At 55.8% G+C, this 21,725-nt stretch carries 18 protein-coding genes; 10 read left to right on the forward strand and 8 right to left on the reverse strand.

Annotated elements, in window-relative coordinates; all coding sequences use genetic code 11:
• Window positions 1-58: 58 nt before the first annotated feature.
• Both porM and porN read left to right on the forward strand, forming a co-directional pair.
• The gene (porM, locus tag EDB95_RS05475) at window positions 59-1,594 is read left to right on the forward strand and encodes a type IX secretion system motor protein PorM/GldM (RefSeq protein ID WP_133991360.1); all 1,536 of its coding nucleotides are present in this window, start codon (window positions 59-61) and stop codon (window positions 1,592-1,594) included.
• 13 nt (window positions 1,595-1,607) lie between these two features.
• Window positions 1,608-2,630 carry a type IX secretion system ring subunit PorN/GldN gene (gene porN, locus EDB95_RS05480; RefSeq protein ID WP_133991362.1) on the forward strand — a complete coding sequence of 341 codons (1,023 nt, stop codon included), beginning with the start codon at window positions 1,608-1,610 and terminating at the stop codon, window positions 2,628-2,630.
• Window positions 2,631-3,566: 936 nt separating this feature from the next.
• Here porN and uvrC read toward each other — a convergent pair.
• The 5 genes from uvrC to gpmI form a co-directional block, all read right to left on the reverse strand.
• The gene (gene uvrC / locus EDB95_RS05485; protein ID WP_133991364.1) at window positions 3,567-5,378 is read right to left on the reverse strand and encodes an excinuclease ABC subunit UvrC; all 1,812 of its coding nucleotides are present in this window, start codon (window positions 5,376-5,378) and stop codon (window positions 3,567-3,569) included.
• Window positions 5,379-5,387: 9 nt separating this feature from the next.
• A complete protein-coding gene (locus tag EDB95_RS05490) occupies window positions 5,388-5,924 on the reverse strand; it encodes a hypothetical protein (RefSeq protein ID WP_133991366.1) in 537 nt (178 codons plus the stop codon).
• Window positions 5,925-5,951: 27 nt separating this feature from the next.
• Window positions 5,952-7,337: an outer membrane beta-barrel protein gene (locus EDB95_RS05495; RefSeq protein ID WP_133991368.1), complete on the reverse strand. Its 1,386-nt coding sequence runs from the start codon at window positions 7,335-7,337 to the stop codon at window positions 5,952-5,954.
• A 44-nt stretch (window positions 7,338-7,381) separates the two neighbouring features.
• Window positions 7,382-7,975: an RNA polymerase sigma factor gene (locus EDB95_RS05500; RefSeq protein WP_133991370.1), complete on the reverse strand. Its 594-nt coding sequence runs from the start codon at window positions 7,973-7,975 to the stop codon at window positions 7,382-7,384.
• Window positions 7,976-8,069: 94 nt separating this feature from the next.
• Entirely contained in the window at window positions 8,070-9,593 is a 1,524-nt protein-coding gene (gene gpmI / locus EDB95_RS05505) for a 2,3-bisphosphoglycerate-independent phosphoglycerate mutase (protein ID WP_133991372.1), read from the reverse strand.
• A 65-nt stretch (window positions 9,594-9,658) separates the two neighbouring features.
• Between gpmI and EDB95_RS05510 the strand changes: the two genes are divergently transcribed.
• From EDB95_RS05510 to apaG, 4 genes are all read left to right on the forward strand, one after another.
• Window positions 9,659-10,132 carry a DUF4783 domain-containing protein gene (locus EDB95_RS05510; RefSeq protein ID WP_133991374.1) on the forward strand — a complete coding sequence of 158 codons (474 nt, stop codon included), beginning with the start codon at window positions 9,659-9,661 and terminating at the stop codon, window positions 10,130-10,132.
• An 18-nt stretch (window positions 10,133-10,150) separates the two neighbouring features.
• Window positions 10,151-11,035 carry a carboxylating nicotinate-nucleotide diphosphorylase gene (gene nadC, locus EDB95_RS05515; RefSeq protein ID WP_133991376.1) on the forward strand — a complete coding sequence of 295 codons (885 nt, stop codon included), beginning with the start codon at window positions 10,151-10,153 and terminating at the stop codon, window positions 11,033-11,035.
• A 9-nt stretch (window positions 11,036-11,044) separates the two neighbouring features.
• Entirely contained in the window at window positions 11,045-11,377 is a 333-nt protein-coding gene (locus EDB95_RS05520) for a translation initiation factor (protein ID WP_133991378.1), read from the forward strand.
• Window positions 11,378-11,455: 78 nt separating this feature from the next.
• A complete protein-coding gene (apaG, locus tag EDB95_RS05525) occupies window positions 11,456-11,842 on the forward strand; it encodes a Co2+/Mg2+ efflux protein ApaG (RefSeq protein ID WP_133991380.1) in 387 nt (128 codons plus the stop codon).
• A 20-nt stretch (window positions 11,843-11,862) separates the two neighbouring features.
• On the opposite strand, the gene gldB is transcribed toward apaG, so the two are convergent.
• Window positions 11,863-12,882: a gliding motility lipoprotein GldB gene (gldB, locus tag EDB95_RS05530; protein WP_133991382.1), complete on the reverse strand. Its 1,020-nt coding sequence runs from the start codon at window positions 12,880-12,882 to the stop codon at window positions 11,863-11,865.
• A gap of 46 nt (window positions 12,883-12,928) precedes the next feature.
• Between gldB and EDB95_RS05535 the strand changes: the two genes are divergently transcribed.
• Window positions 12,929-14,761, forward strand: coding sequence for an NAD+ synthase (locus EDB95_RS05535; RefSeq protein WP_133991384.1), 1,833 nt, complete (start codon window positions 12,929-12,931; stop codon window positions 14,759-14,761).
• A 71-nt stretch (window positions 14,762-14,832) separates the two neighbouring features.
• Window positions 14,833-16,101: a serine--tRNA ligase gene (gene serS, locus EDB95_RS05540; RefSeq protein WP_133991386.1), complete on the forward strand. Its 1,269-nt coding sequence runs from the start codon at window positions 14,833-14,835 to the stop codon at window positions 16,099-16,101.
• Here the strand turns inward: serS and EDB95_RS05545 are convergent.
• Window positions 16,098-17,297, reverse strand: a complete 1,200-nt coding sequence (locus EDB95_RS05545; protein ID WP_133991388.1) for a hypothetical protein — start codon at window positions 17,295-17,297, stop codon at window positions 16,098-16,100. The two genes, serS and EDB95_RS05545, sit on opposite strands and share 4 nt — an antisense overlap.
• A gap of 97 nt (window positions 17,298-17,394) precedes the next feature.
• Window positions 17,395-19,131: a peptide MFS transporter gene (locus tag EDB95_RS05550; protein ID WP_133991390.1), complete on the reverse strand. Its 1,737-nt coding sequence runs from the start codon at window positions 19,129-19,131 to the stop codon at window positions 17,395-17,397.
• Between the two features lie 95 nt (window positions 19,132-19,226).
• On the opposite strand from EDB95_RS05550, the gene purD reads away from it, so the two are divergent.
• The gene (gene purD / locus EDB95_RS05555; RefSeq protein ID WP_133991392.1) at window positions 19,227-20,507 is read left to right on the forward strand and encodes a phosphoribosylamine--glycine ligase; all 1,281 of its coding nucleotides are present in this window, start codon (window positions 19,227-19,229) and stop codon (window positions 20,505-20,507) included.
• A 180-nt stretch (window positions 20,508-20,687) separates the two neighbouring features.
• Window positions 20,688-21,713 carry a rod shape-determining protein gene (locus EDB95_RS05560; protein ID WP_133991394.1) on the forward strand — a complete coding sequence of 342 codons (1,026 nt, stop codon included), beginning with the start codon at window positions 20,688-20,690 and terminating at the stop codon, window positions 21,711-21,713.
• Window positions 21,714-21,725: the final 12 nt, after the last annotated feature.

Below are 21,725 nucleotides of genomic sequence, written 5' to 3' on the forward strand. Positions count from 1 at the left end.
TTTGACTATATCCTTTGAAATCCAAATTCACTCACGAGTCTTTAAATCCTGAATAGTCATGGCCTTACCAAAAGAGCCCAGGCAAAAGATGATTAACATGATGTATTTAGTGCTGACCGCGTTGTTGGCAATAAATGTATCTGCTGAAATATTGAATGCCTTTAAAACGGTGGACGGTAGCATCAACCGCTCCAACAACCTGATCGATAACAAGAGCAAGAGCGAGCTCACCGCCTTCGACAAGGCCATTAAGGACCAGGGCGAAGCAAAAGTCCTGCCCTTCAAGATGAATGCCTTGGCGGCAGTGGAGATCGAGAAGCGTGCTTCTTCCTTTATCGAGAACCTGAAATTGCAGATTAAGATGGCATCCGGTGGCAAGGCCCCGGATGGCGAGGAGTACAAGGACGACTATATGGACGGTCCTACCCGCATCATGGACAACCAGAAAAAGGGTATAGCCCTGCGGGATTCCATCCTGGCCTGGAGGAACGAGTTGCTGGAACTGGCCCCCAACGGCCGGAAAAGCGTTCTCGAAGAGACCCTCCCCCTGAAACTCGATACCCCCAAGGTAGAGAACAAAGGGAACAGGGATTGGGTCGGCGCTCACTTCCGCATGGTACCGGCCGTTGCTGCCGTCACCATCCTGGACAAGTTTAAAAATGACGTAAAAGCATCCTCCGCATCGATCGTTGAGGACAATTTGTCCCAGATAAATGCGTTAGATATTAAGCTGGACCAATTCGAGCCTTACGTATCCGCCAACTCCCTCTACCTGATGAACGGTCAACAGTTCCAGGCTACGATCGGGGTAGGTGCTTTCAGCAGCGCAGTGAATCCTGAAATTACGGTAGACGGTGCTCCCCTGTCCGTGGCAAATGGTAAAGGGGTTTATTCGGCCACCGCTTCCGGTTCCGGTTCCCACACCCTGCACGTGCACATCCGGATGCGTAAACCCGACAATACCTACCTGGAAAAGGACGAAGACATTACGTATAACGTTGGTTCCTCCACGTTTGCCGTGTCCGCCGACCTCACCAAGGTGCTGTTCCGCGGCATCGACAACCCGATCTCCGTATCCGGGGGCGGTGTAGGCGCCGAAGGGTTGAGTGTATCGGCTTCCAATGGGCCTTGTACCAAGATCGGGGCCGGGAAATATATGCTGAAACCCGGCGAGGGTTCCGAAGACCGGGTAACGGTCACGGCTCACCGCCCGGACGGTTCCACGTCCAACCTGGGTAGCGAATCCTTCCAGGTAAAGGACCTGCCCAATCCGACGGCCTACGTAGGCACTAACTCCGGCGGCCGTATGCGCGCTGCTGAGTTCCGCGCCAACGGTGGTCTCCGGGCCGTGCTCGAAAACTTCGACTTCGTAAGCGGGATCCGTTTTGAAGTCACCAGCTTTACGATGTACTGCCAGGGGGGAGATTTCAACGGTCTGCAACAGGGGACGTCCAATTCGTTCTCGTTCACACCGGTCATGAACCTGGTCAGCAAGTGTAAACCCGGTACGGCTGTCTCCTTCGAGGATATTCACGCCAAAGGACCGGATGGCAGGACCCGGAAATTGAAGAGCGTAAGCTTCTTACTGTATTAATAAACTGATTTATATGAAGATGTGGGCAAAATGTTTGTTGGTTGGCCTGTTGCTTGGGTCCGTCACCGCCGAGGTGATCATCCCCCAGGTGGCAACCGCCCAGACTACTAAACCGAAACCGAAGAGAAAGCCGGTTAGAAAGAAAAAGCCGCCTGTCACTACAGCCGCTCAGGTAAAGGCGGTGGATACGACGGCCGTAGCAGTGGCCCCGGCCAAGCACGAACTGCCCGTCATCGGGGATACCATCCGTCGTTCCCTGCGTAATGACGGTGCGGTTGAGCGCAACCTGGTGAAAGACCGGGTACCCCTGCCGTACCAGCACATCCGGGAGGACGACGCCGTCTACCGCCAACGCGTGTGGGAGGAGATCGATACCCGCCAGAAGATCAACCTGCCTTTCCGCTATAAAGCACAGGAAGACAATGGGGATCAGCGGTTTATCGCCATCCTTATCAACGCCATCCGGGACAGCAGCGTCACGGCTTTCGATCCGCTGGATGACCGGTTCACTACCCCCATCACCACCGACAAGATCGCCGAAGAGCTGGTGGGCAAGGCCGATACCGTTCCCCTGATCGATCCCCAGACCGGTCTCAAAAGGAAGGATACGGTCATCACCAACGACTTTAACCCCGATGACATCATCAAATACCAGGTCAAGGAAGAATGGGTGTTCGACAAACAGTCGTCCCGTATGTTCTGCCGGATCCTGGGGATAGCCCCCCTGAAAATCATCCGCAGGGAAGACGGAACCGAACTCGGGGAAACCCCCCTGTTCTGGGTCTACTACCCTGACCTGCGCCCCGTCCTGGCCAAATACGAAGCGTATAACGGCCATAACTTCGGGTCCCGGATGACCTGGGAGGAGCTGTTCGAAAACCGGATGTTCAGTGGATACGTCGTGAAGTCGACCATCGACAATCCGTTCGACCGTTCGATCTCCCAGTATGTCAAAGATCCCATCCTGCGTCTCCTGGAATCCGACCGGACAAAGGAAAAGATATTCAATTACGAACAGGACCTCTGGTCGTACTAAGGTTTTCTACAAAATATAAGCCGCCCACCTCAGGGCGGCTTATATTTATGCGTTTCGCATAGCGTTTTTTTATAATCTAATCACTTTCCAAAACATTTTTCGCCCGAATTCATTTTTCCATAGGAAAAATGGTCTGTAGCGCATTGACCGTAAAATTACGGGGCTGTAGGACGTTTTTGTAGGGGTAATTTCCCTTCATCGTCTACCCTCTGAAATATGAGGGAATCCTGTCCCCTGGCTTTTTTGTTAAAAATTCGCAATCATAAAAAATACCCTGTTTGAGGTATTGAACGGTCAAACATATAGATTATCTTTGTTATGGTTTTTCATAGGATATTGGATTTTAAAGACGGGGCTGGATGTCTATCCGGGCCCCATTTTTTTTGCCCCCAAAAAGAGGTTGTAGAACTTAACCTCTTTTTGGGGGCAAAAAAAATCTACAATGACTGGACGGGGCCCCCACATACCGGGACTGGGAGGCCGGCGTGTTATCCCCGTCCAGAGCGAAGAAAGAGTGCTTGGGGTGTGGCAGCGGCCGGCCCTGCGGGCGGCCGGAATACAGGGGGGGCTGAGGCGAAAAGGGTTGATAATCTGGAGATGATAAAGATTTAGAAGAATTAACATTGGGTAGGGTGCCTACCTAATTGTTGTGAGGGCGGCCTGGTGGGCGGCCCTTTGTGTTTTGGGGGGTGTTGGGGGCGCTTTTGTTATCTAGTGGGGGTGGGATTCGCCCTGGGAGGGGGGGAAATTGGGCCGACCAGGGGCTTTGGGCCCGCCCTGATAGAGGTTTAAGCCTGCCAGGCGGGGTATAGGAGGGGTGTGGGTCGCACTATCTTTTGCGCAGCCCCCAAGCCCGCAATGAGAAGAAAAACGCCATGAGGCTGCACATCGATAGTGCGACCCACACCCCTCCTATACCCCGCCGGGGGGGAGAACCTATTCGTCAGAGGGGTGAAAATGCCGGTAAACGATCGCGGCTTTGGCAGGCCCGATCAGGGAGGCGAGGTCGCCCTCGGGGGCGGAACCAACTTTTTTCACGGACTTATAGGTCTTGAGCAACAGATCGACCGTTGCCTTCCCGACCCCTTTGATCCCATCGAGCTCGGATTTGAACACCCCTTTGCTTCGTTGGTCCCGGTGGAAAGTGATGCCGAAGCGGTGGACCTCGTCCCGGATCCGCCGGATGAGGCGCAGGCTTTCGCTGTCCCAGGGGAGTTTGAGGGACTCGGTGTCCCCGGGAAAGAAGAGCTCCTCTTCGTTTTTGGCCAGCCCCACGAGGGTCATTTTGCCGACGAGGTCGAGCTCCCGGATGGCCTCCATGGCCGCTCCGAGCTGCCCTTTGCCGCCGTCGATGATGACGAGTTGGGGAAGGGGTTGTTCCTCGCGGGTAAGACGGGCGTACCGGCGATGGACGACTTCTTTCATGGTGGCAAAGTCGTTGATGCCGGTAACGGTTTTGACGTTGAAATGGCGGTAGTCCTTTTTGGAGGCGACCCCGTTTTTAAAACAAACCATGGCGGAAACCGGGAAGCTCCCCTGGAAATTGGAGTTGTCGAAGCACTCGATGTGATCGGGCAGCGCGGGGAGGTGGAGGTCTTCCTGGAGCTGGTAGAGAACTTCGCGTTTTTCGGTATCGGTCTTGTCTTCGAGGTGGAGCATCTTTTTCTTTTGGAGCTCTTCCCGGAAATAGTTGACGTTTTTTTCGGAGAGGTCGAGGAGCTTTTTCTTGTCCCCGGCCTTGGGGAGGGTGATGGTGACGCCTTCGGGTGCCCAGTCGAGGGCACAGGGCACAATGACCTCGGGGGCGTCACTGGCGAAGTCGTCGCGCATACGGGGAACGGCGTAGGAAAGAACCTCGCTTTGGTCTTCCTCCAGTGGGGTCTCGAAAGTGCTCGTTTGGGTTTGGATAATGGTGCCGCCGCGGACCATGAGGTAGTTGACGTAGGCCTGGTTGCCTTCCTTGAGGATACTGAAAACGTCGGCGTCCCCCATCCTTTCGTTGACGATGGTGGATTTGGCCTGGTATTGCAGGAGGTGTTCGAGTTTCTTACGGGTGGACTCGGCTTGTTCGAAGCGAAGGGCTTCGGCCTGGGTCTGCATTTCCTTCCGGAAATATTGAACGACAGGGGTAAGGTTGCCTTTGAGGAGGTTCCGGGCTTGCCGGAGCCCTTCGGCATAGTCTTCGGGGTTTTGGAGCCCCTCGCAGGGGCCCTTGCAGTTGCCTAAGTGATACTCCAGGCAGACCTTGAACTTCCCTTTTTCGATGTTTTGCGGGGTCAGGTTGAGCTTGCAGGTTCTGAGGGGAACGTTGAGGCGGATAAATTCGATCAGTTCCCTGACTTTGCCCACCGACGTAAAAGGACCGAGGTATTCCGAGCCATCGGCGATCTTCCGGCGGGTGAGAAAGACACGGGGAAAGTGCTCGTTTTTAAAAATGATATAGGGATAGGTCTTGTCGTCCTTGAGGTTGATGTTGTACTTGGGCTTGAACTGTTTGATCAGGGCGTTTTCCAGAAGGAAGGCGTCCTGTTCGGAGTCGACGATGGTGAACTCGATGCGTTCTATACGCTGGACGAGCTCGTAGGTTTTATAGCTGGTGAGTGTCTTTATAAAGTAGGAGCTGACGCGTTTGCGCAGGCTCTTGGCCTTGCCGACATACAATAGTTGTCCTCCTGCGTCGAAGTATTTGTAGATACCGGGCGCCAGGGGGATGGTGGGGGCTATTTTCTGAAAGGTGTCGGCGGTCATGGGTAGAGGTTAGGGGCGCTTCCAAACCACGCGCTGCTTGTGGAAGTCGGCGGTGTTTTGGTCTTTGTCCACGGTGGTGATCAGGGTAAATTCCTGACCGGTTTTCCAAATGAGTTGCTGGCGGATGCTGGAGTCGCCGCTTTGCCGGGTATGCTGTAGATAGAGCTGGCGGATGATGTTTGTGCCGGAGTCAAGGAAAACATCAACCCGGTTGAGCGGGACGCTGTCGGCCTCGAAGGAGATGATCGTACGGTGGTGGACACTGTCGGGGAAGACAGCGCGTGTATATTGGCCGGATGCATCCTGGGTGTTCAGGAAGACCGCGATCATCTGCCGGGCTTCAGCGACCCCGATGGGGGTGGTGTCGTGGAGCTTATACGCCATCAGCGTTACACCCAGGGAGTCTATCTCCTTAAACTGGTTCTCCAGGAAAAGTTGGACGTTGGGAAAAGAAACGGTATCCGTGCCCGTGGGGACCGCGGAACCCGTACGGTTTTGACAGGCGCCCAACAGGACGCAAACAACGATCAGGACGCGTAGCTTCATCCTGCAAAGGTAAGGGGCGGCGTTGGATTACCGGATGTTCCGGACGATCCCGATCTTAAAGCCGATGTCGTAGAGGTGCTCGCTGATGGGGTAGCTGCTGATAAAGCTCGGCAGCAGTTGATAGCGGAACTGGGGACCGATCTGTAACTCGATGGGACCTTTGTCAAAACGCAGGAAGGTCTCCAGACCGAGGTTTATGTTCCAGGGGCGCATCAGGTTCGGGTACTGCACATAGTGCTCGTAGTCCTCCGACAAAATAAAAGATTTGGAGTTGAGGATATAGCTGGGCTGAAAGGTCCCGGCGACGTTCCAACTGAAGGAGCGGTTGCGGAGTAGCCGGTATTCGGCGCCTATGGGGATGGATAGTTCCACACGCTGGTTGGGGATCCATGTGGCGGCTTGGTCGGGCTGTCCCAGGCCGTTGCTAAAGGTAGAGGTCTGGGAAACCGACCGGGGCGGGATGCCGCCGGTGCCGGAGCCGCCGAGACCCACGTTGACATCCTGGGGCGGGGTGCTGATGGCTTTGGCAGTGTAACGACTGTAATTGAATTGCAGCCCGGCCTTTAAACGGAGACGGCTGGTCAGCGAATAGAGAAGGTCGGCGCCTGCCTCGAACCCTACGGATGCTCTCTGATCTACGAGGTGGTTGATGTCGTACCCGTTGTTATCGACAACGATAAAGCCGAGGTTGGACGTCGTGGTGATGGCCGACCGGCTTTTCAGCACACGGAAGCTGATCGACGGTTCGAAATGGAACAGCCAGCTGTACCGGGAGGGGGCCTTGATGATTTTCAGGGGACTGGAAGAAACGGCCGATGCTTTGTCGGCAATGAGCGCCCCGGCCCTCAACGGCTCGTTGGCGATCATGTGGGAAAGGGCATTGTCGGGACCGGGAGGGGCGCCGGGGCCGGGGGCCGGCGGTTCCACGGACAAGGGTACAGATTTCTCCGGAGCGGGTGCCGGGATTTCGGTTCCTGCGGTTTGCGCCAGCAGTCCAAAGGGTGACCGCGCCGAACCGGCGGTCATCCAGGCAGGGCTTTGCAACAAGTAGTCGCCGGCCGACAAGTAGGTGTTTCCCGTGAGTGAACGGGATTTCCAGGCGCGTGCAGCAGAGGTATTGGTCAAAGAGGCCACGGGGGAAGTAGACCGGCCCGTTAACGGACCGTTGGTTTTCGATGGATGGTGGACGGCGTATACTTTCGAAGGCGGATGCGGATTGTCCTGCATCAGGACGAAAACAGCGGCCAAAATCATCAATGCAAAAGTGCCTCCTCCGATGAAACGCCACTTCCTGCGGGTGTGTAAACGGTGGTAAATACTATTCCATACCCTTTCCGTCGGGTACATTTTGTACTCACCCGTTTTCTCCGTAAGCAGTTGTTCAAAATGGCCTTTTGAGAAATCCTTTTCCATTGTTGTAATGGGTGTTCGATGTTGGTGAAACGGCTCGGGTTATATTATTGTGCAGTCAGCCTCTTATCGGTTTTCTCACTCTTGTCAGATTTTTCAGGGGGTGCCAGGATAATCCTTTTTCGGATGAGGATGTCTTCCAGCATGGCCTTGGCCCTGGTATATTGCGACCGGCTGGTGCTCTCTTCAATGTCCAGCATCTCTGCAATCTCTTTATGGTTGTAGCCTTCTATGGCGAACAGGTTTAATACCGTACGATATCCTATCGGCAGCATGCGGATACACTCAATGACCTGTTTGGCCTGAATGACCGCCGGGACCGCTTCTTCTCTCACAGACAGGTGTTGTGCATACTGTATGTCGACATTCTCACTGAACTTCTTGTTCTTTTTGAGGAGGTTGATACAGGTATGGACGATGATTTTCCTTATCCACCCTTCAAGGGCCCCTTTGTGCTGAAACTGATGAATTTGCGAAAAGATCCGGATAAACCCCTCCTGCAACATGTCTTCTGCATCTTCCCGGTTCTTGGCAAAGCGATAACAAACCGACAGCATTTTAGGACTGTAGCGATTGTAAAATTCCTGCTGGGCAGCTGCATCTTTATGCAGACAACCTTGCAAGAGGACGTCTTCCGTCATGCAGGTAGGTTTAATTACCCGAAATATAGACAAATATTGGCACTTATTTGCTGCGTTCGCCTCCCTTTTTTTACGGATAAAACGGGCCGAACGGTCAGTTCAGAAGAACCTCGCCCGTCATTTCCGGGGGGACCGGCAGACCCAGGACGTGCAAAATGCTGGGGGCTATATCGCCCAATTTGCCGCTCTTCAGGTCGTATTTGGCCGTTTTGTCTATAAAAAACAGGGGAACGAGGTTGAGCGTATGGGCCGTGTTCGGGCTGCCGTCGTCATTGACCATAAAGTCGGCATTGCCGTGATCGGCGGTAAGGAAAATGGAGTAACCATGGGCGAGCCCGGCCTTGACCACCTGTTCGACCGATTGATCGACGGTTTCTACGGCTTTGATGGCGGCTTCCCAAACACCGGTGTGGCCAACCATGTCCGCATTGGCGAAGTTGAGGACGATAAAGTCAGCGCTTTCGGCTTCTATTTCTGCGACGATCGCCCTGGTCACCTCGGGAGCGCTCATTTCGGGTTGGAGGTCGTAGGTAGCCACTTTCGGAGAGGGGATGATGATTCTTTGTTCCCCTTCAAACTCGGCTTCGCGGGTACCACTAAAGAAGAAGGTGACGTGGGGGTATTTTTCGGTCTCGGCGATTCGGATTTGTTTCAGCCCGGCGGCAGCAAGGACCTCGCCCAGCGTATTGGTCAGGTTGTCTGTTTCAAAGACCACATGTACACCCTTGAAGGTTTTGTCGTACTCGGTCATGGTGGTATAATGCAAGGCCAGGTGATGCATGCCTTGCTCCGGGAAGTCCTGCTGGGTAAGCACCTGGGTGATCTCCCGGCAGCGGTCGGTCCTAAAGTTGAAGCACAGAACGGCGTCTCCGTCCTTTATCGTGGTTAGCGGCGCCCCCTTTTCGGTCAGGACGATGGGCTTTATAAATTCATCGGTGACTCCGGCCTCATAAGAAGCCTGCACGGCGGCCATGGGATCGGTCGCATGGGTACCCTCGGCTTTAACCAGGGCGTCGTAGGCGAGTTTTACCCGTTCCCAGCGTTTGTCCCGGTCCATGGCGTAGTAACGCCCGGTGATGGTCGCGATCTTACCGGTGGTTTTGGCGAGGTGCGCCTGAAGGTCGGCTACGTACCCCAGACCGCCCTTGGGATCGGTGTCCCGTCCATCGGTAAAAGCGTGTATAAAGACCTCGTTCAAACCTTCCGACTGGCAAAGGCTGGTGATGGCCTTAAGGTGGTTGATATGGGAGTGAACCCCGCCGTCACTGAGTAAGCCCATGATATGCAGCGGTTTATGATTTTCCTTGGCGTACCGGATCGACGCCAGAAGGGCCGGGTTTTTCTGAAAGGAGCCTTCCCGTATTGCGACGTTGATGCGTTGCAACTCCTGGTAAACAATGCGGCCGGCCCCCAGGTTCAGGTGACCCACTTCGCTGTTCCCCATCTGACCGTCGGGCAAACCGACGGCTTCCCCGCAGGTGACCAGGGTACTGTTCGGGTATTTTCCGTAAAGAGAAGATACAAAAGGTGTTTTGGCGTGCCGGATGGCGTCTGCGGTGGGCTTTTGTCCCAGGCCCCAACCGTCCATAATGATCAGAATAACTCGTGCTTTGCTCATGGGGTGTAAACCTACACCAAAAAACGGCACAAACCTTGGCACACTTTTCGCGCGTCTCGGAGTGAATGCAAACGTCTGGCAACATAAGCGCTAAATTATCGAGGTCTTTTCTCGTTTGGGGCGCCGCGGCCATATTGATCACCTTTACCGCGGCGGGGGCGCACCGGGGCTTTCCGGCCCTGGGCGGCAGCAGTCCGGCTGTAGTGGATTCCCCCGACCGTCTCGGGGGGGTGGTCAACGCGTTGCAATCCGGTAATGCCGAAGAGCTGTCCCGGTATTTTGACAGCTATGTGGACCTGACCCTTCCCGACAAGCGTGTGGGCTCCTACAGCAAAAGCCAGGCGAAAATGGTCTTGAGGGACTTTTTCGATACCTACAAGGTCAAGGGCTTCAACGTCCAGGTCAAGGGGGAAACAGAAAACCCCAGCTATTGCATCGGCACCCTCCAAACCAGGGGCGGCGATTTCCGCACGACTTTGTTTATCCGCCAGGAAGGAGAACAGACCCTGATCAAGGAAATCAATCTCGCTGCACGATAAGGCGCGTATCTTTGCGCCATGCACAAGGACATCGACCCCCTGGAACTCCTCATAGAACGCGCCCTTCAGGAAGACATTGGCCCAGGTGACTATTCCACCCTGGGTTGCATCCCCGCCCATGCCGTCGGCAGGGCCACCCTCAAGATCAAGGACAGGGGTATCCTGGCCGGCATGGAAGTGGCCACCCGCGTCTTCAAGCACCTGGAACCCGATTGCCATATCACTCCTTTTTTACAAGACGGAACACCCATCGCTCCCGGTGATATTGCATTCGACCTGGAAGCCCGGGTCCATACCATTCTTCAGGGGGAAAGGCTGGTGCTGAACTGCATGCAGCGCATGAGCGGGATCGCGACCCTCACCCGGTCCTATACACGGCTGCTGGAGGGATACCATACGCGTTTGTTGGATACCCGCAAGACCACGCCCAATTTCCGGTTACTGGAAAAAGAGGCGGTCCGTATCGGGGGTGGGGTAAACTACCGGATGGGGTTGTACGACATGATCATGCTCAAGGACAACCATATCGACTATTGCGGGGGGCTGCACAAGGCCGTCGACAAGGCGTGGCAGTACGTCCGGGAGCACCGGCTGGGTTTGAAAATCGTAGTGGAAACAAGAAACCTGGAAGACGTAGCCGCCGCATTGGAGACCGGGAAGGTAGACCGCATCATGCTGGACAATTTTACCCCGGAGGGGGTGGCCGAAGCCCTGGACCTGATCGGCCGGCGGGTGGAGACGGAGGCCAGCGGCGGCATAAACCTCGACAACATCACCCGGTACGCGGCTACCGGCGTGGACTTCGTCAGTGTCGGAGCCGTCATAAACCAGGCGCGCAGTTTGGATCTCAGCCTGAAGGCTGTTATCGATGAGCCCGGGGCACACCCCGGGGCACACCGCTAAATTCTTGTTATGTCAAAAAAGAAATTCCCCCTTTCCGACGGCCTCGTGTACTCCACGGATCCCAATTTCCGGCCCGAACCGGAGCCGGAACCGGAAGAAACCCTGGCGCCAGCGCAGCAGCGCCTGAAGGTGACACTCGATACCAAACACAGGGCCGGCAAGGCGGTTACCCTTGTGACCGGTTTCATTGGTAAACCCGAAGACCTGGAAGCCCTGGGCAAATTGATCAAGAACCTTTGCGGCTCCGGTGGATCGGTGAAAGACAGGGAGGTTATCGTCCAGGGGGACCACAGGGTTAAAGTTATCCAGTGGTTAAAGGGGAAAGGGTACAGAATTTTGTGAATGACGTGTCAAAAACACCATTATGCACGTCTGATCTGCCCGGTTTTATCGTATTTTCGGTATAAACGTCCAAATCCCATGGTCTCGACCGTATCAGAAGGAGTTAAAGTCAGCGTAGAGACATTCTACCAGCCCGACTACAGCAATCCGCTGGCCGGAGAGTTTATGTTCGCCTACAGGATCACCATCGAGAACAACAATTCCTTCCCTATTAAGCTGCTTCGCCGCCACTGGCACATCTTCGACAGCAATGGTACTTACCGGGAAGTAGAAGGCGAAGGCGTTGTTGGTGTTCAACCCGGTCTCCAGCCCGGCGAACGCTACCAATACGTCAGCGGCTGTAACCTCCGCACCGAAATGGGTAAGATGCACGGCACTTACCAGATGGAAAACCAGCATTCGAAGGAGACGTTCGAAGTTGCCATACCGGTGTTTGAAATGATGGTGCCGTTCAAGATGAACTAGCCGCCCTCGCGCTTCAGCGCTTACTTCGGATTGTACTGTGCCTCCGCCAGGATGTCTTTTACAGGCACCCCCATCAGCGCCTTCGGCCCCGGATCCCCTTTACGAGAAACATATTTACGCACGATCTGCCACCCCACGAACGAACCAATGTTGCCGGGGGACTGCGCGGGCATCGTCTGCGTCGACGGTGCGTCACCCATGTACCCTTTGATCACGTCGGGGTCCAGGGAATAAAGCACGTTTTGCTGTACAAGGAAACTCCAGATCAGGCCTTCGTTTTGTGTACACCACGCGTATTGAGCGCCGGTGTATCCAATCTTCAGGGTGTCGTTTACACCGGGGAGGAATTTGTCCAGGAGATACAGCCGGCGGCCCCGGTCGATGATCTGCGCCAGCAGGTTCGTCGTATCGTTCCCTGCCGGGTAAAGGTCATCAACAATGGCAGCCATGCAATTTACGGGGAGGTACTCCGGGGAAAACCGGCGGCTGACATAATCGGGATATACTTCCTGCACTTCCGGTATTTGATAGTAGGAAAAAGAGCTCCCCATATAAAAGTCCAACCCGATAGCAAGCCCGTCCTGTGTGTATAGTTCCCGTCCTCCGAAGTTGCCGATAAACGGGATGATCGCGGGTACCGTATAATCAGGATAATAGTATTTTACGTAGCGGAAGCACTGTTCGAGCCGTGTGCGGATGTCGTCTAGGCGGGCGTACTTCTGAAACACGGAGTCCTTGAGGACCTGGTTCTGGGACAGGAAATGCCGGAGCTCGGCATACACTACGGCCGGTGAGTCCGCGGCCTGTTGCAGCCCCAGGACATCCCTCAGGAAAACAGGTCCGAAGTCAGGGTATTTGGCCACCAGCGAGGGCCATTCCTGTGGCAGGTGGTTGGAGTCGAGGGCAAACAGGTCCTGGTCGAACCGCTTGATCTGTACCGTCACTTTGATACCGGATACGTCCGGGGCGCTTGCTCCGCTGTGACAACCGGCGCTCAAAATCGTGGCCAGTGCGAGGAGACAATACAACGTCCGCTTCATGCACGCAACTTACGACAAAGCGCGCTAAACGGCGTACCTTTGTATCATGAAAATCGCACTCGCTCAGCAGAACTACCACATCGGGAATTTCGAGCACAACACCCGCCGCATCATCGAAGGTATCGAGGCTGCAAAAGCACGGGGCGCGGACCTCGTGGTGTTCTCGGAGCTGAGTGTGTGCGGGTATCCACCCAGGGACTTCCTGGAATTCGAAGACTTTATCCGAAGGTGCGACCAGGCGATCGACGAGATCCGGAAACACACCGGCACCATCGGCGTACTCGTGGGCTGCCCGGTGCGCAACCCCGCCCGGGAGGGCAAAGACCTCTTCAACGCGGCCTGGTTGCTGTACGAAGGAGAAGTAAAGGCCATCCGTCACAAAACACTCCTGCCCACGTACGACATCTTCGACGAAAACCGGTATTTCGAACCCAGCTTCGAATGGAATATCGTCCCCTTCAAGGGACATCGCCTGGCCGTCACGGTGTGTGAAGACATTTGGAATTTGGGCGACAACCCGCTGTACCGCCAGTGTCCGATGGACCGGCTGATTACCCAGTCCCCGGATTGCATGATCAACCTGTCCGCCTCCCCCTTCGATTATGCGCACGCGGAGGAAAGAGGCGCCATCGTCCGCGCGAACGTGGACAAGTACGGCCTGCCCATGTTTTATTGCAACGCCGTGGGCTCCCAAACCGAGATCGTTTTTGACGGGGGCTCCATGATCATGGACGCGTCCGGCCGGATCGTCCGCGCCCTTCCCTTTTTCGAGGAGGGGATGATCGTGGCGGAGCTCGACGCCCAGGGGCGTGTAGCGAGCCACGAGGAGGCCGTGTCTGCGGGCACCGCGCACACCACCCGCACCACCGCCGCGCCGGCTGCGGCCGGCGCCACTGCTGCGGCACCCGGCGGACCCGTGCAGGAAGCCGCGCCTAGGGCTCCGCGCCCCGCGGCCGCCGTGCACACCGCCCCGCGGGCCGTCACCGCCGCCTCCGGCGAATTCTCGCGGACGGACATCGAAGTGTTGCAGCCGGAGCTGAACATAGACCGCATCTACGAGGCCCTCGTCCTGGGTATCCGGGACTATTTCCAGAAAATGGGTTTTACAAAGGCCATCATCGCGTCTTCGGGGGGTATCGACAGCGCCCTTACCCTGGCCCTGGCCTGTGACGCCCTTGGGGCGCCCCATGTCCGGGCCGTGCTGATGCCCTCGCCGTACTCAAGCGAACACTCCGTGGCCGACGCCGTAACCCTGTCGGAGACGCTCGGCAATCCTTATGATATCGTACCGATCCGGGAGGTATACGAAGCATTCCTGCATACCCTTCAACCCCTGTTCGGGGACCTGCCTTTCAGCCTGGCCGAGGAGAATATACAAAGCCGCTCCCGGGGCAACATCGTCATGTCGATCGCCAACAAGTTTGGCTATATCATGCTCAACACCTCCAACAAAAGCGAGCTGGCCACGGGATACGGGACCTTGTACGGGGATATGGCGGGGGGGCTGGGCGTCCTGGGGGACCTCTACAAGCTCCAGGTATATGCCCTGTCCCGCTTTATCAACCGGGACCGGGAGGTCATCCCCCGGAATATCCTGGACAAGGCGCCCAGCGCGGAATTAAGACCCGGTCAAAAGGACAGCGACAGCCTTCCGGAATATGCCGTCCTCGACCCGCTGCTCTACCAATACATCGAACGCCGCCAGGGGCCGGCCGAACTCGCCCGTCAGGGTTTTGACGCCGCCCTCGTCGCCCGCGTGCTGAAAATGGTCAATACCAACGAATACAAGCGCAACCAATTCTGTCCGATCATCCGGGTATCCCCGAAAGCTTTTGGCATCGGGCGGCGGGTGCCGATCGTTGCGAAGTACCTGGGCTAAGCGGCCATGCCGCGCGGGTCGACGCTGTGCGCGCCAGCGCAATTGCGCGGCGATTTGTATATTTGCCGACTATGTTACAAGTCCCTTTCATCCGCCAAAACCGCGACCTCGTTCTGGAGCGCCTGGCCGTAAGAAATTTCGCCGAGCCCGACCTGGTCGACGCCGTTCTCCGCCTGGACGACCGCCGCAAAGCCCTGACATTTCAGTATGACGAGACAAAGGCATCGGTCAACAGCGCGTCAAAGGAAATCGGGCAGATGATGGCCAAGGGGGAAAAAGAAAAGGCGGAAGCCCGCAAAAAAGAAGTCGCCGCGCTTAGCGCGGGTCTGGCTCCTATCGAAGCCGGGCTGGCGCAGGTGGAAAAGGAGCTCCTGGAGGTGCTGGTCAGGATCCCGAACCTCCCTTCCGCGCAGGTGCCTGCCGGCCGTACGCCCGAAGACAACGTCGTCGTCCGGACAGGGGGCGTGCGGCCCACCCTTCCCACGGCAGCGTTACCGCACTGGGACCTGGCCAAAAAGTACGGGCTGATCGACTTCGAGCTGGGGACAAAAATCACGGGAAGCGGCTTCCCCGTATACATTCATAAGGGCGCGAAGCTGCAACGCGCGCTTATCCAGTATTTCCTTGACTACAATACCGAATCCGGCTACCGGGAATACCAGGTGCCGCATGTAGTGAACGAGGCTTCCGCCTACGGGACCGGGCAATTACCGGACAAGGAAGCCCAGATGTACGTGGTGCCGGAGGATGGGTTTTACCTGATTCCCACGGCGGAGGTGCCCCTGACCAACCTTTACCGGGACGAGATCCTAAAGGAGGCCGACCTTCCTATTAAAATGACTGGGTATACCCCTTGTTTCCGGCGCGAAGCGGGGAGCTATGGGAAGGATGTGCGCGGGCTGAACCGCCTCCACCAGTTCGACAAGGTAGAGCTGGTACAACTGGTCCACCCCGAAAAGAGCTACGAGGTCCTGGACGAAATGGTCGCTCATGTGGAACGTCTCCTGTTGTCGCTACAGCTGGAGTACCGGATCCTCCGGTTGTGCGGGGGTGATATGGGCTTTACCTCGGCCATCACGTATGACTTCGAAGTGTACAGCGCGGCCCAGGGCAAATGGCTGGAGGTGAGCTCGGTGTCCAATTTCGAAGCCTACCAAACCAACCGGTGCAAAATCCGTTTTAAGGACGCCAAGGGGAAGACCCAACTGGTGCACTCCCTGAACGGGAGCTCGCTGGCCCTGCCGCGGATCCTGGCCTGTCTGTTGGAAAACCACCAGACGGAGGAGGGGATTGCGCTGCCGGAATCGCTGCACCGCTACTATGGAGCGACGGCGATTTAGCCGACTTTATACATCTTCGTCGTAGACGCAATATAATCAAGCGGATCAAACGCCTTGTCAAAGGTGTTCCTCAGATCGGACAGCTTGCCCTGAAGGTTGACGATCTCGGGTCCGATCTGGGGGTCCAGTTTGTATTTGTCGAAGAGGGACTCGTAGCGGCCGATGTTTTCGCTGATCCGGAAGGTGATCTGGCCAAAACGCATCTTCAGGGATTGTACGTCCATCATCTGGTAGTAGATCTTTTGCTTCCAGTCCTTGGGGTTCTTCTGTCTTTCGGCGGTGGCAAAGTCGGCTGCGCTTTGACGCATCATGGTCAGGTATTGGTAGCGGCTTTCGGCGTCGCTTTCCTGGGAGAAACCGGCCTGGAAGTCTTTCGGTTCGATCTTTAGGGTAGCCAGGTCCTGGCTGAGATCCGAGGCGTAAATTTTCTGGAGGTTGTCGAGTTCGGCCTCGATGGCAGCCCACTCATTTTCGATGAGGCCCTGGTCATAGTCGAACTGACTGACCTTCATCGTCAGGAGCACCATCTTCTCGCTTTGCTCGCGCAGTTCCTTGTGTTTGCCGCTCATGGAGCTCATATACGACGACATGCCGCTAAAAAGGGCAAAAGTCATCGGCCCGGTCACGGGTACGGCCCCCATTTCGGTTCCCGCGGAGGAAAGGACGTTGGCGGCAACGCCAAGACCGGTTTCTTCCGCTTTGTTGTTCTCCATGTATTTGTTGAACCCGGCGAAAAAGTCCTTGTAACCGGGATAATTCATGGGATTGCTGGCCTGGCCGAGCTGGTCGAAAAAGGTCTTGGTGGAATTGAAGAGGATCAGGGGTTTGATCTCCCGTTCCATGGAGACCAGGTTGACGATAGCGCTTTGGTAGTTGGCCTGGTATATATAAAGGTCGTTCTCGTCAACCGCTTTTTGCCGGTCTTCCAGCGCCTGGACACGCAACACCAGTTTGTCTGCTTTTTCCTTGACGTCTTTGGTTTCCAGGATGGACTTGTCCAGGGCGTCGACCCTTGCATCGAGGTTGGTGACGGTGGAGTCTATGGACTTGGTCCGCCGGTCAAGGGTGGTCTGTATCTCCCCCAGGACCTTGTCTTTCATTTGCTTGTCGGTCAACGTATCGACCGTTTGCGCATGGGTACCGGTTGCAATCAGGAACAACCCGCTGGCGCAGGACAAGAGTAGGATATGCTTCATTGGATGTCCTTTTGGTGTGCTAAAGGTAAGGGCATGCAAGTTTCGAGCCGGGGACGGCCAAAAAATTTATGTTTTTTTTAATGGCTCGGGCAAACGCTTAAGCCCCAGCGACTTCCTGTTCGTGTTTCATCATCCGCTCGGTCCGGCGGCTGACAAAGAAGAGCAGCAGGGAGGCGGCACCGGCCATAAATACGAAGAGCATAAAGAACTCGTTGAGGTTGCTCATATGATAACCCAGGAAAGCGGTGGTTTTTCCTTTTTCGGGGTAAAAGGTGCTCAGTACCCCGGCCAGTTTATTGCCCATGGCGTTGGCCATGAACCAGACCGCCATCAGCAGGGATGCAAACTTGACGGGCGCAAGCTGGTTGACGAGGGACAAACCGATGGGGGAAAGACACAACTCGCCACAGGTGTGCAGGGCGTACATACCGGTCAGCCAGATCATGCTGACCTTTATACCGGGAGGAACGTCCTTGACGCCGTAACTGATCCAAAGATACCCGAGGGCGAGAAAGAAGAGACCAAACGCCATCTTGGTGGGGGAACCTGGTTCCCATTTGCCCAGTTTTTGCCAAAGCCAGGCAAAGAAGGGGGCGAAAGCGACCACAAAAAAGGAGTTGAGCGATTGGAAAACGCTGGGGGGGACTTCTCCCAGGACCACGGACCGTTTGCCCGTTGTGGCCAGGTAGATACCAACGCCCCACACGGCGACGGTGAAAAGGCCCAGTAAGAGGAAAACCGTTCCCCTGAGTAAAGCGTCATCGGGTCCGGCCAGCTTTTTCCGGGCTCTGCGGAAAAGGACGATGATCACGTAAAACAACACCGCGAGGGTAATATAGATCGCCCAGGTGGGGATATGCCAGTTCAGGGTTCGTTGGGTTTGTTCGTCTGCGAAAAAGGTTAGGGAATCACCCGCCTGTTCAAAGGCCGCCCAGAAGAAAATGACGAAAAAGCAAACGATAAAAATGACGCCCACATGCCTCTTTTGTATGGCCGTCAGGCTTTTGTCCGAAAAAATGATCAAGGCGATGGCCACCGGCGCGGCGATCAGCAGGTAGGACAGAAAGGGGAAGACCTTGTCGTCCGCGTAAATGAGCCCGATGCTCAGGAGCACCATTCCCAAAAGAATGCCAACGACCGCTACCGGGCTGATGATCTTGCCGGTAACGCCTTCCGGCGTCAACCCGAGCACTTTCTTTTCGGGGGTGACGACGTACCGGTGGTTGAAGATACGCAGGGTGATGATGCTGAGCATCATCCCGATACCCGCTACCAGGAAAGCCCAGCGATAGTCGGCAGGATTGCCGGTATCCCCCACCAGGCCACACACCAGCGGCCCCAGCATCCCACCGGTATTGATCCCCATATAAAAGAGGGTGTAGGCGGCGTCTTTACGCCTGTCCCCTTTGGGATACAACTCGCCCACCATGATGGAGATGTTCGGTTTGAAAAAGCCGTTCCCGGCAATCATAAAACCGAGCCCTGAAAAAAACAACAGGGTGGCGAGTTGAGGAAGGGTGTGGTAGACCGTGCCGCAGGCAAAAAGGATGATTTCCCCGATCGCCATGACCACACCGCCCGAGAGGATGGAGCGCCGGTTGCCCCAATACCGGTCGGCCATGAAGCCGCCGACCAGGGGGGTGAGGTATATCAGGCTGAGGTAGCTGCCATATACATTGGAGGCAAAAACTTTATCGAAGAGCAGGGCCTTGGTCATAAACAGGATGAGCATGGCGCGCAACCCGTAGAAATTGAACCGTTCCCACATTTCCGTGGCGAAGAGGATATACAGCCCTTTCGGATGGGCTTTGGCAGCATTCTCGGATGGAGTCATAGTATGGTGGCGGCGCCGGAGGCGCCCTCAGGTGATAAAACGCCAAAGTAGTACATTTTTGATATTTATACTGTCTTATTGCGATCTTCGCGGCCATGAACATACTTTTATTGGGATCGGGAGGCCGGGAACACGCGTTGGCTTGGAAACTGGCGCAAAGCCCCCGTTGCAGCCGTTTATATATAGCCCCCGGGAATGCGGGGACGGCCACCTGCGGAGAGAATGTCCCCCTGGAGGCCACGGATGCCAAGGGTCTGAAGGAATTTTCCGTACGGCAGAAGATCGATATGGTGGTGGTGGGTCCGGAAGAACCCCTGGTGAAAGGGGTCTACGACGCCTTTAAAAACGACCCGTCGGTGCAACACATCCCGGTGATCGGCCCGTCGGCCGAAGGGGCCCAACTGGAGGGAAGCAAGGCATTTGCCAAGGCCTTTATGCAGCGTCATGGCATTCCTACGGCGGCTTACAAGGAGTTTGACGATATGGCCGCGGCGGAGGCCTACATCGAAAATCATCCACTGCCCGTCGTCATCAAGGCAGACGGGCTGGCAGCGGGTAAGGGTGTGATCATTGCCCAAACAAAAGAGGAGGCGAAGAACGCCCTGGCCAGCATGCTCGTGAGCGCGGAATTCGGTGCGGCGGGCGCCAGGGTCGTCATCGAGGCGTTCCTGGAAGGCATAGAACTTTCGGTATTCGTGCTCACCGATGGCCGGAGCTACAGGATCCTGCCGGAGGCAAAGGATTACAAACGGATCGGGGAAGGGGATACCGGACCCAATACCGGCGGGATGGGCGCGGTGAGCCCGGTGCCTTTTGCAACCCCCGCGTTTATGAAAAAGGTGGTGGAAAAGGTGGTGGAACCCACGGTGAACGGGCTGCTGGCGGAAAAGATCGACTATAAGGGTTTTATATTCCTGGGGCTGATCAATGTCGGCGGGGAGCCTTTTGTCATCGAATACAATTGCCGCCTGGGGGACCCTGAAACGGAGGTTGTCCTGCCCCGGCTGCGGAACGACCTGGTTGACCTCCTGGAAGCGGTGGCCGGAGAAAGGCTGGACGAGGTTCGTCTCGACATTGACCCCCGCACAGCCGTGACCACCGTCGCGGTGTCTGAAGGCTATCCGGGCGCCTATCCGAAGGGCAGACCGATAGACGGCCTGCCGCTTAGTACCGGATCGGCTGCGGATGTACTGGTTTTCCAGGCCGGTACCACCCCCCGGGACGGAAAGGTCCTGACAAACGGGGGAAGGGTCCTGGCCGTGACCGCTTTTGGGGACACCGTCACGCAGGCAAAAACCTTGTCCAGGGAGGCTTTGAAAAATATTCGTTTTGAAGGCATGTATTTCCGGAAGGATATCGGCTATGAATTCCAATAATCCCTATTTTTATAGTCTCCATCACGGCTATGCCCTCCAGTTAGCACCGGCTGAAATTAAAGCCGGGGCGAAGTTGCGGAATTGGATTATTTACTTGAATTTTGCATGCAAAATTTATGTAACATCGTAGGCTAAAACGGGCCTGGTGGGTCGTTTTATGTTGAAAAAGAAATAACTACAATGGGACTTTTTAACTTTTTTACGCAGGAAATAGCCATTGATCTGGGTACAGCCAATACCCTGATCATACACAATGACGAAGTGGTGGTGAATGAGCCGAGTATCATTGCGTTGGACCGGAACAATCCGAAAAACGTACTGGCAGTGGGGAAGAAAGCGCTGTTGATGCACGAAAAGACCCATGAAAGCATACGTACCGTGCGTCCTTTGAAAGACGGTGTGATCGCGGACTTCAATGCAGCGGAATTGATGATCAGGGAGCTCATCAAGATGATTTATCCCAAGCGTCCGTTGTTCCCTCCGAAGTGGAGGATGATGATCTGCATTCCTTCCAGTATCACCGAAGTGGAGAAACGCGCGGTGCGGGACAGTTCCGAACAGGCAGGGGCGCAGGAAGTATACCTGATCCATGAACCCATGGCGGCAGCACTGGGGATCGGCATAGACGTCGAAGAACCCGTCGGGAATATGATCATCGATATCGGTGGTGGTACCACGGGGATCACCGTTATCGCGCTGGCGGGGATTGTTTGTGACCAATCGATCCGGATTGCCGGGGATGAGTTCACGGCCGACATCATGGAAGCACTGAGACGATACCATAGCCTTCTGATCGGGGAGCGTACCGCGGAGCAGATCAAGATCCAGATCGGTGCGGCGACCAAAGACCTCGACAATCCCCCGGACGACATCCCGGTGAACGGCAGGGACCTGGTAACGGGTATCCCCAAGCAGATCATGGTGAGCTATCAGGAGATCGCCGAAGCCCTGGATAAATCGGTTTTCAAAATAGAAGAGGCCATCCTTAAGGCCCTTGAAATGACGCCCCCCGAACTGGCCGCGGACATCTACCGCCGGGGCCTTTACCTCACAGGTGGCGGGGCGTTGCTCAGGGGATTGGACAAAAGACTGGCGGGCAAGATCAAGCTGCCCGTGCACGTGGCGGATGATCCCTTGAAGTCGGTGGTCAGGGGAACGGGTATCGCGTTGAGGAATTACCAGCGCTACCCGTTTGTGATGCGGTAAGACCTTAAAATC

The sequence above is a fragment of the Dinghuibacter silviterrae genome, assembly GCF_004366355.1.
GTDB classification, from domain to species: Bacteria; Bacteroidota; Bacteroidia; order Chitinophagales; family Chitinophagaceae; genus Dinghuibacter; species Dinghuibacter silviterrae.

Bases quoted from the DNA above. Each gene is read 5' to 3' on its own strand.
- EDB95_RS05560 (WP_133991394.1), top strand. From the start codon at position 20,688: ATGGGACTTTTTAACTTTTTTACGCAGGAAATAGCCATTGATCTGGGT.
- EDB95_RS05535 (WP_133991384.1), top strand. From the start codon at position 12,929: ATGAAAATCGCACTCGCTCAGCAGAACTACCACATCGGGAATTTCGAG.
- porN (WP_133991362.1), top strand. From the start codon at position 1,608: ATGAAGATGTGGGCAAAATGTTTGTTGGTTGGCCTGTTGCTTGGGTCC.
- EDB95_RS05490 (WP_133991366.1), bottom strand. From the start codon at position 5,924: ATGAAGCTACGCGTCCTGATCGTTGTTTGCGTCCTGTTGGGCGCCTGT.
- EDB95_RS05495 (WP_133991368.1), bottom strand. From the start codon at position 7,337: ATGGAAAAGGATTTCTCAAAAGGCCATTTTGAACAACTGCTTACGGAG.
- nadC (WP_133991376.1), top strand. From the start codon at position 10,151: ATGCACAAGGACATCGACCCCCTGGAACTCCTCATAGAACGCGCCCTT.
- EDB95_RS05545 (WP_133991388.1), bottom strand. From the start codon at position 17,297: ATGAAGCATATCCTACTCTTGTCCTGCGCCAGCGGGTTGTTCCTGATT.
- apaG (WP_133991380.1), top strand. From the start codon at position 11,456: ATGGTCTCGACCGTATCAGAAGGAGTTAAAGTCAGCGTAGAGACATTC.
- uvrC (WP_133991364.1), bottom strand. From the start codon at position 5,378: ATGACCGCCGACACCTTTCAGAAAATAGCCCCCACCATCCCCCTGGCG.
- EDB95_RS05550 (WP_133991390.1), bottom strand. From the start codon at position 19,131: ATGACTCCATCCGAGAATGCTGCCAAAGCCCATCCGAAAGGGCTGTAT.
- EDB95_RS05510 (WP_133991374.1), top strand. From the start codon at position 9,659: ATGCAAACGTCTGGCAACATAAGCGCTAAATTATCGAGGTCTTTTCTC.
- porM (WP_133991360.1), top strand. From the start codon at position 59: ATGGCCTTACCAAAAGAGCCCAGGCAAAAGATGATTAACATGATGTAT.
- EDB95_RS05500 (WP_133991370.1), bottom strand. From the start codon at position 7,975: ATGACGGAAGACGTCCTCTTGCAAGGTTGTCTGCATAAAGATGCAGCT.
- gpmI (WP_133991372.1), bottom strand. From the start codon at position 9,593: ATGAGCAAAGCACGAGTTATTCTGATCATTATGGACGGTTGGGGCCTG.
- serS (WP_133991386.1), top strand. From the start codon at position 14,833: ATGTTACAAGTCCCTTTCATCCGCCAAAACCGCGACCTCGTTCTGGAG.
- purD (WP_133991392.1), top strand. From the start codon at position 19,227: ATGAACATACTTTTATTGGGATCGGGAGGCCGGGAACACGCGTTGGCT.
- EDB95_RS05520 (WP_133991378.1), top strand. From the start codon at position 11,045: ATGTCAAAAAAGAAATTCCCCCTTTCCGACGGCCTCGTGTACTCCACG.
- gldB (WP_133991382.1), bottom strand. From the start codon at position 12,882: ATGAAGCGGACGTTGTATTGTCTCCTCGCACTGGCCACGATTTTGAGC.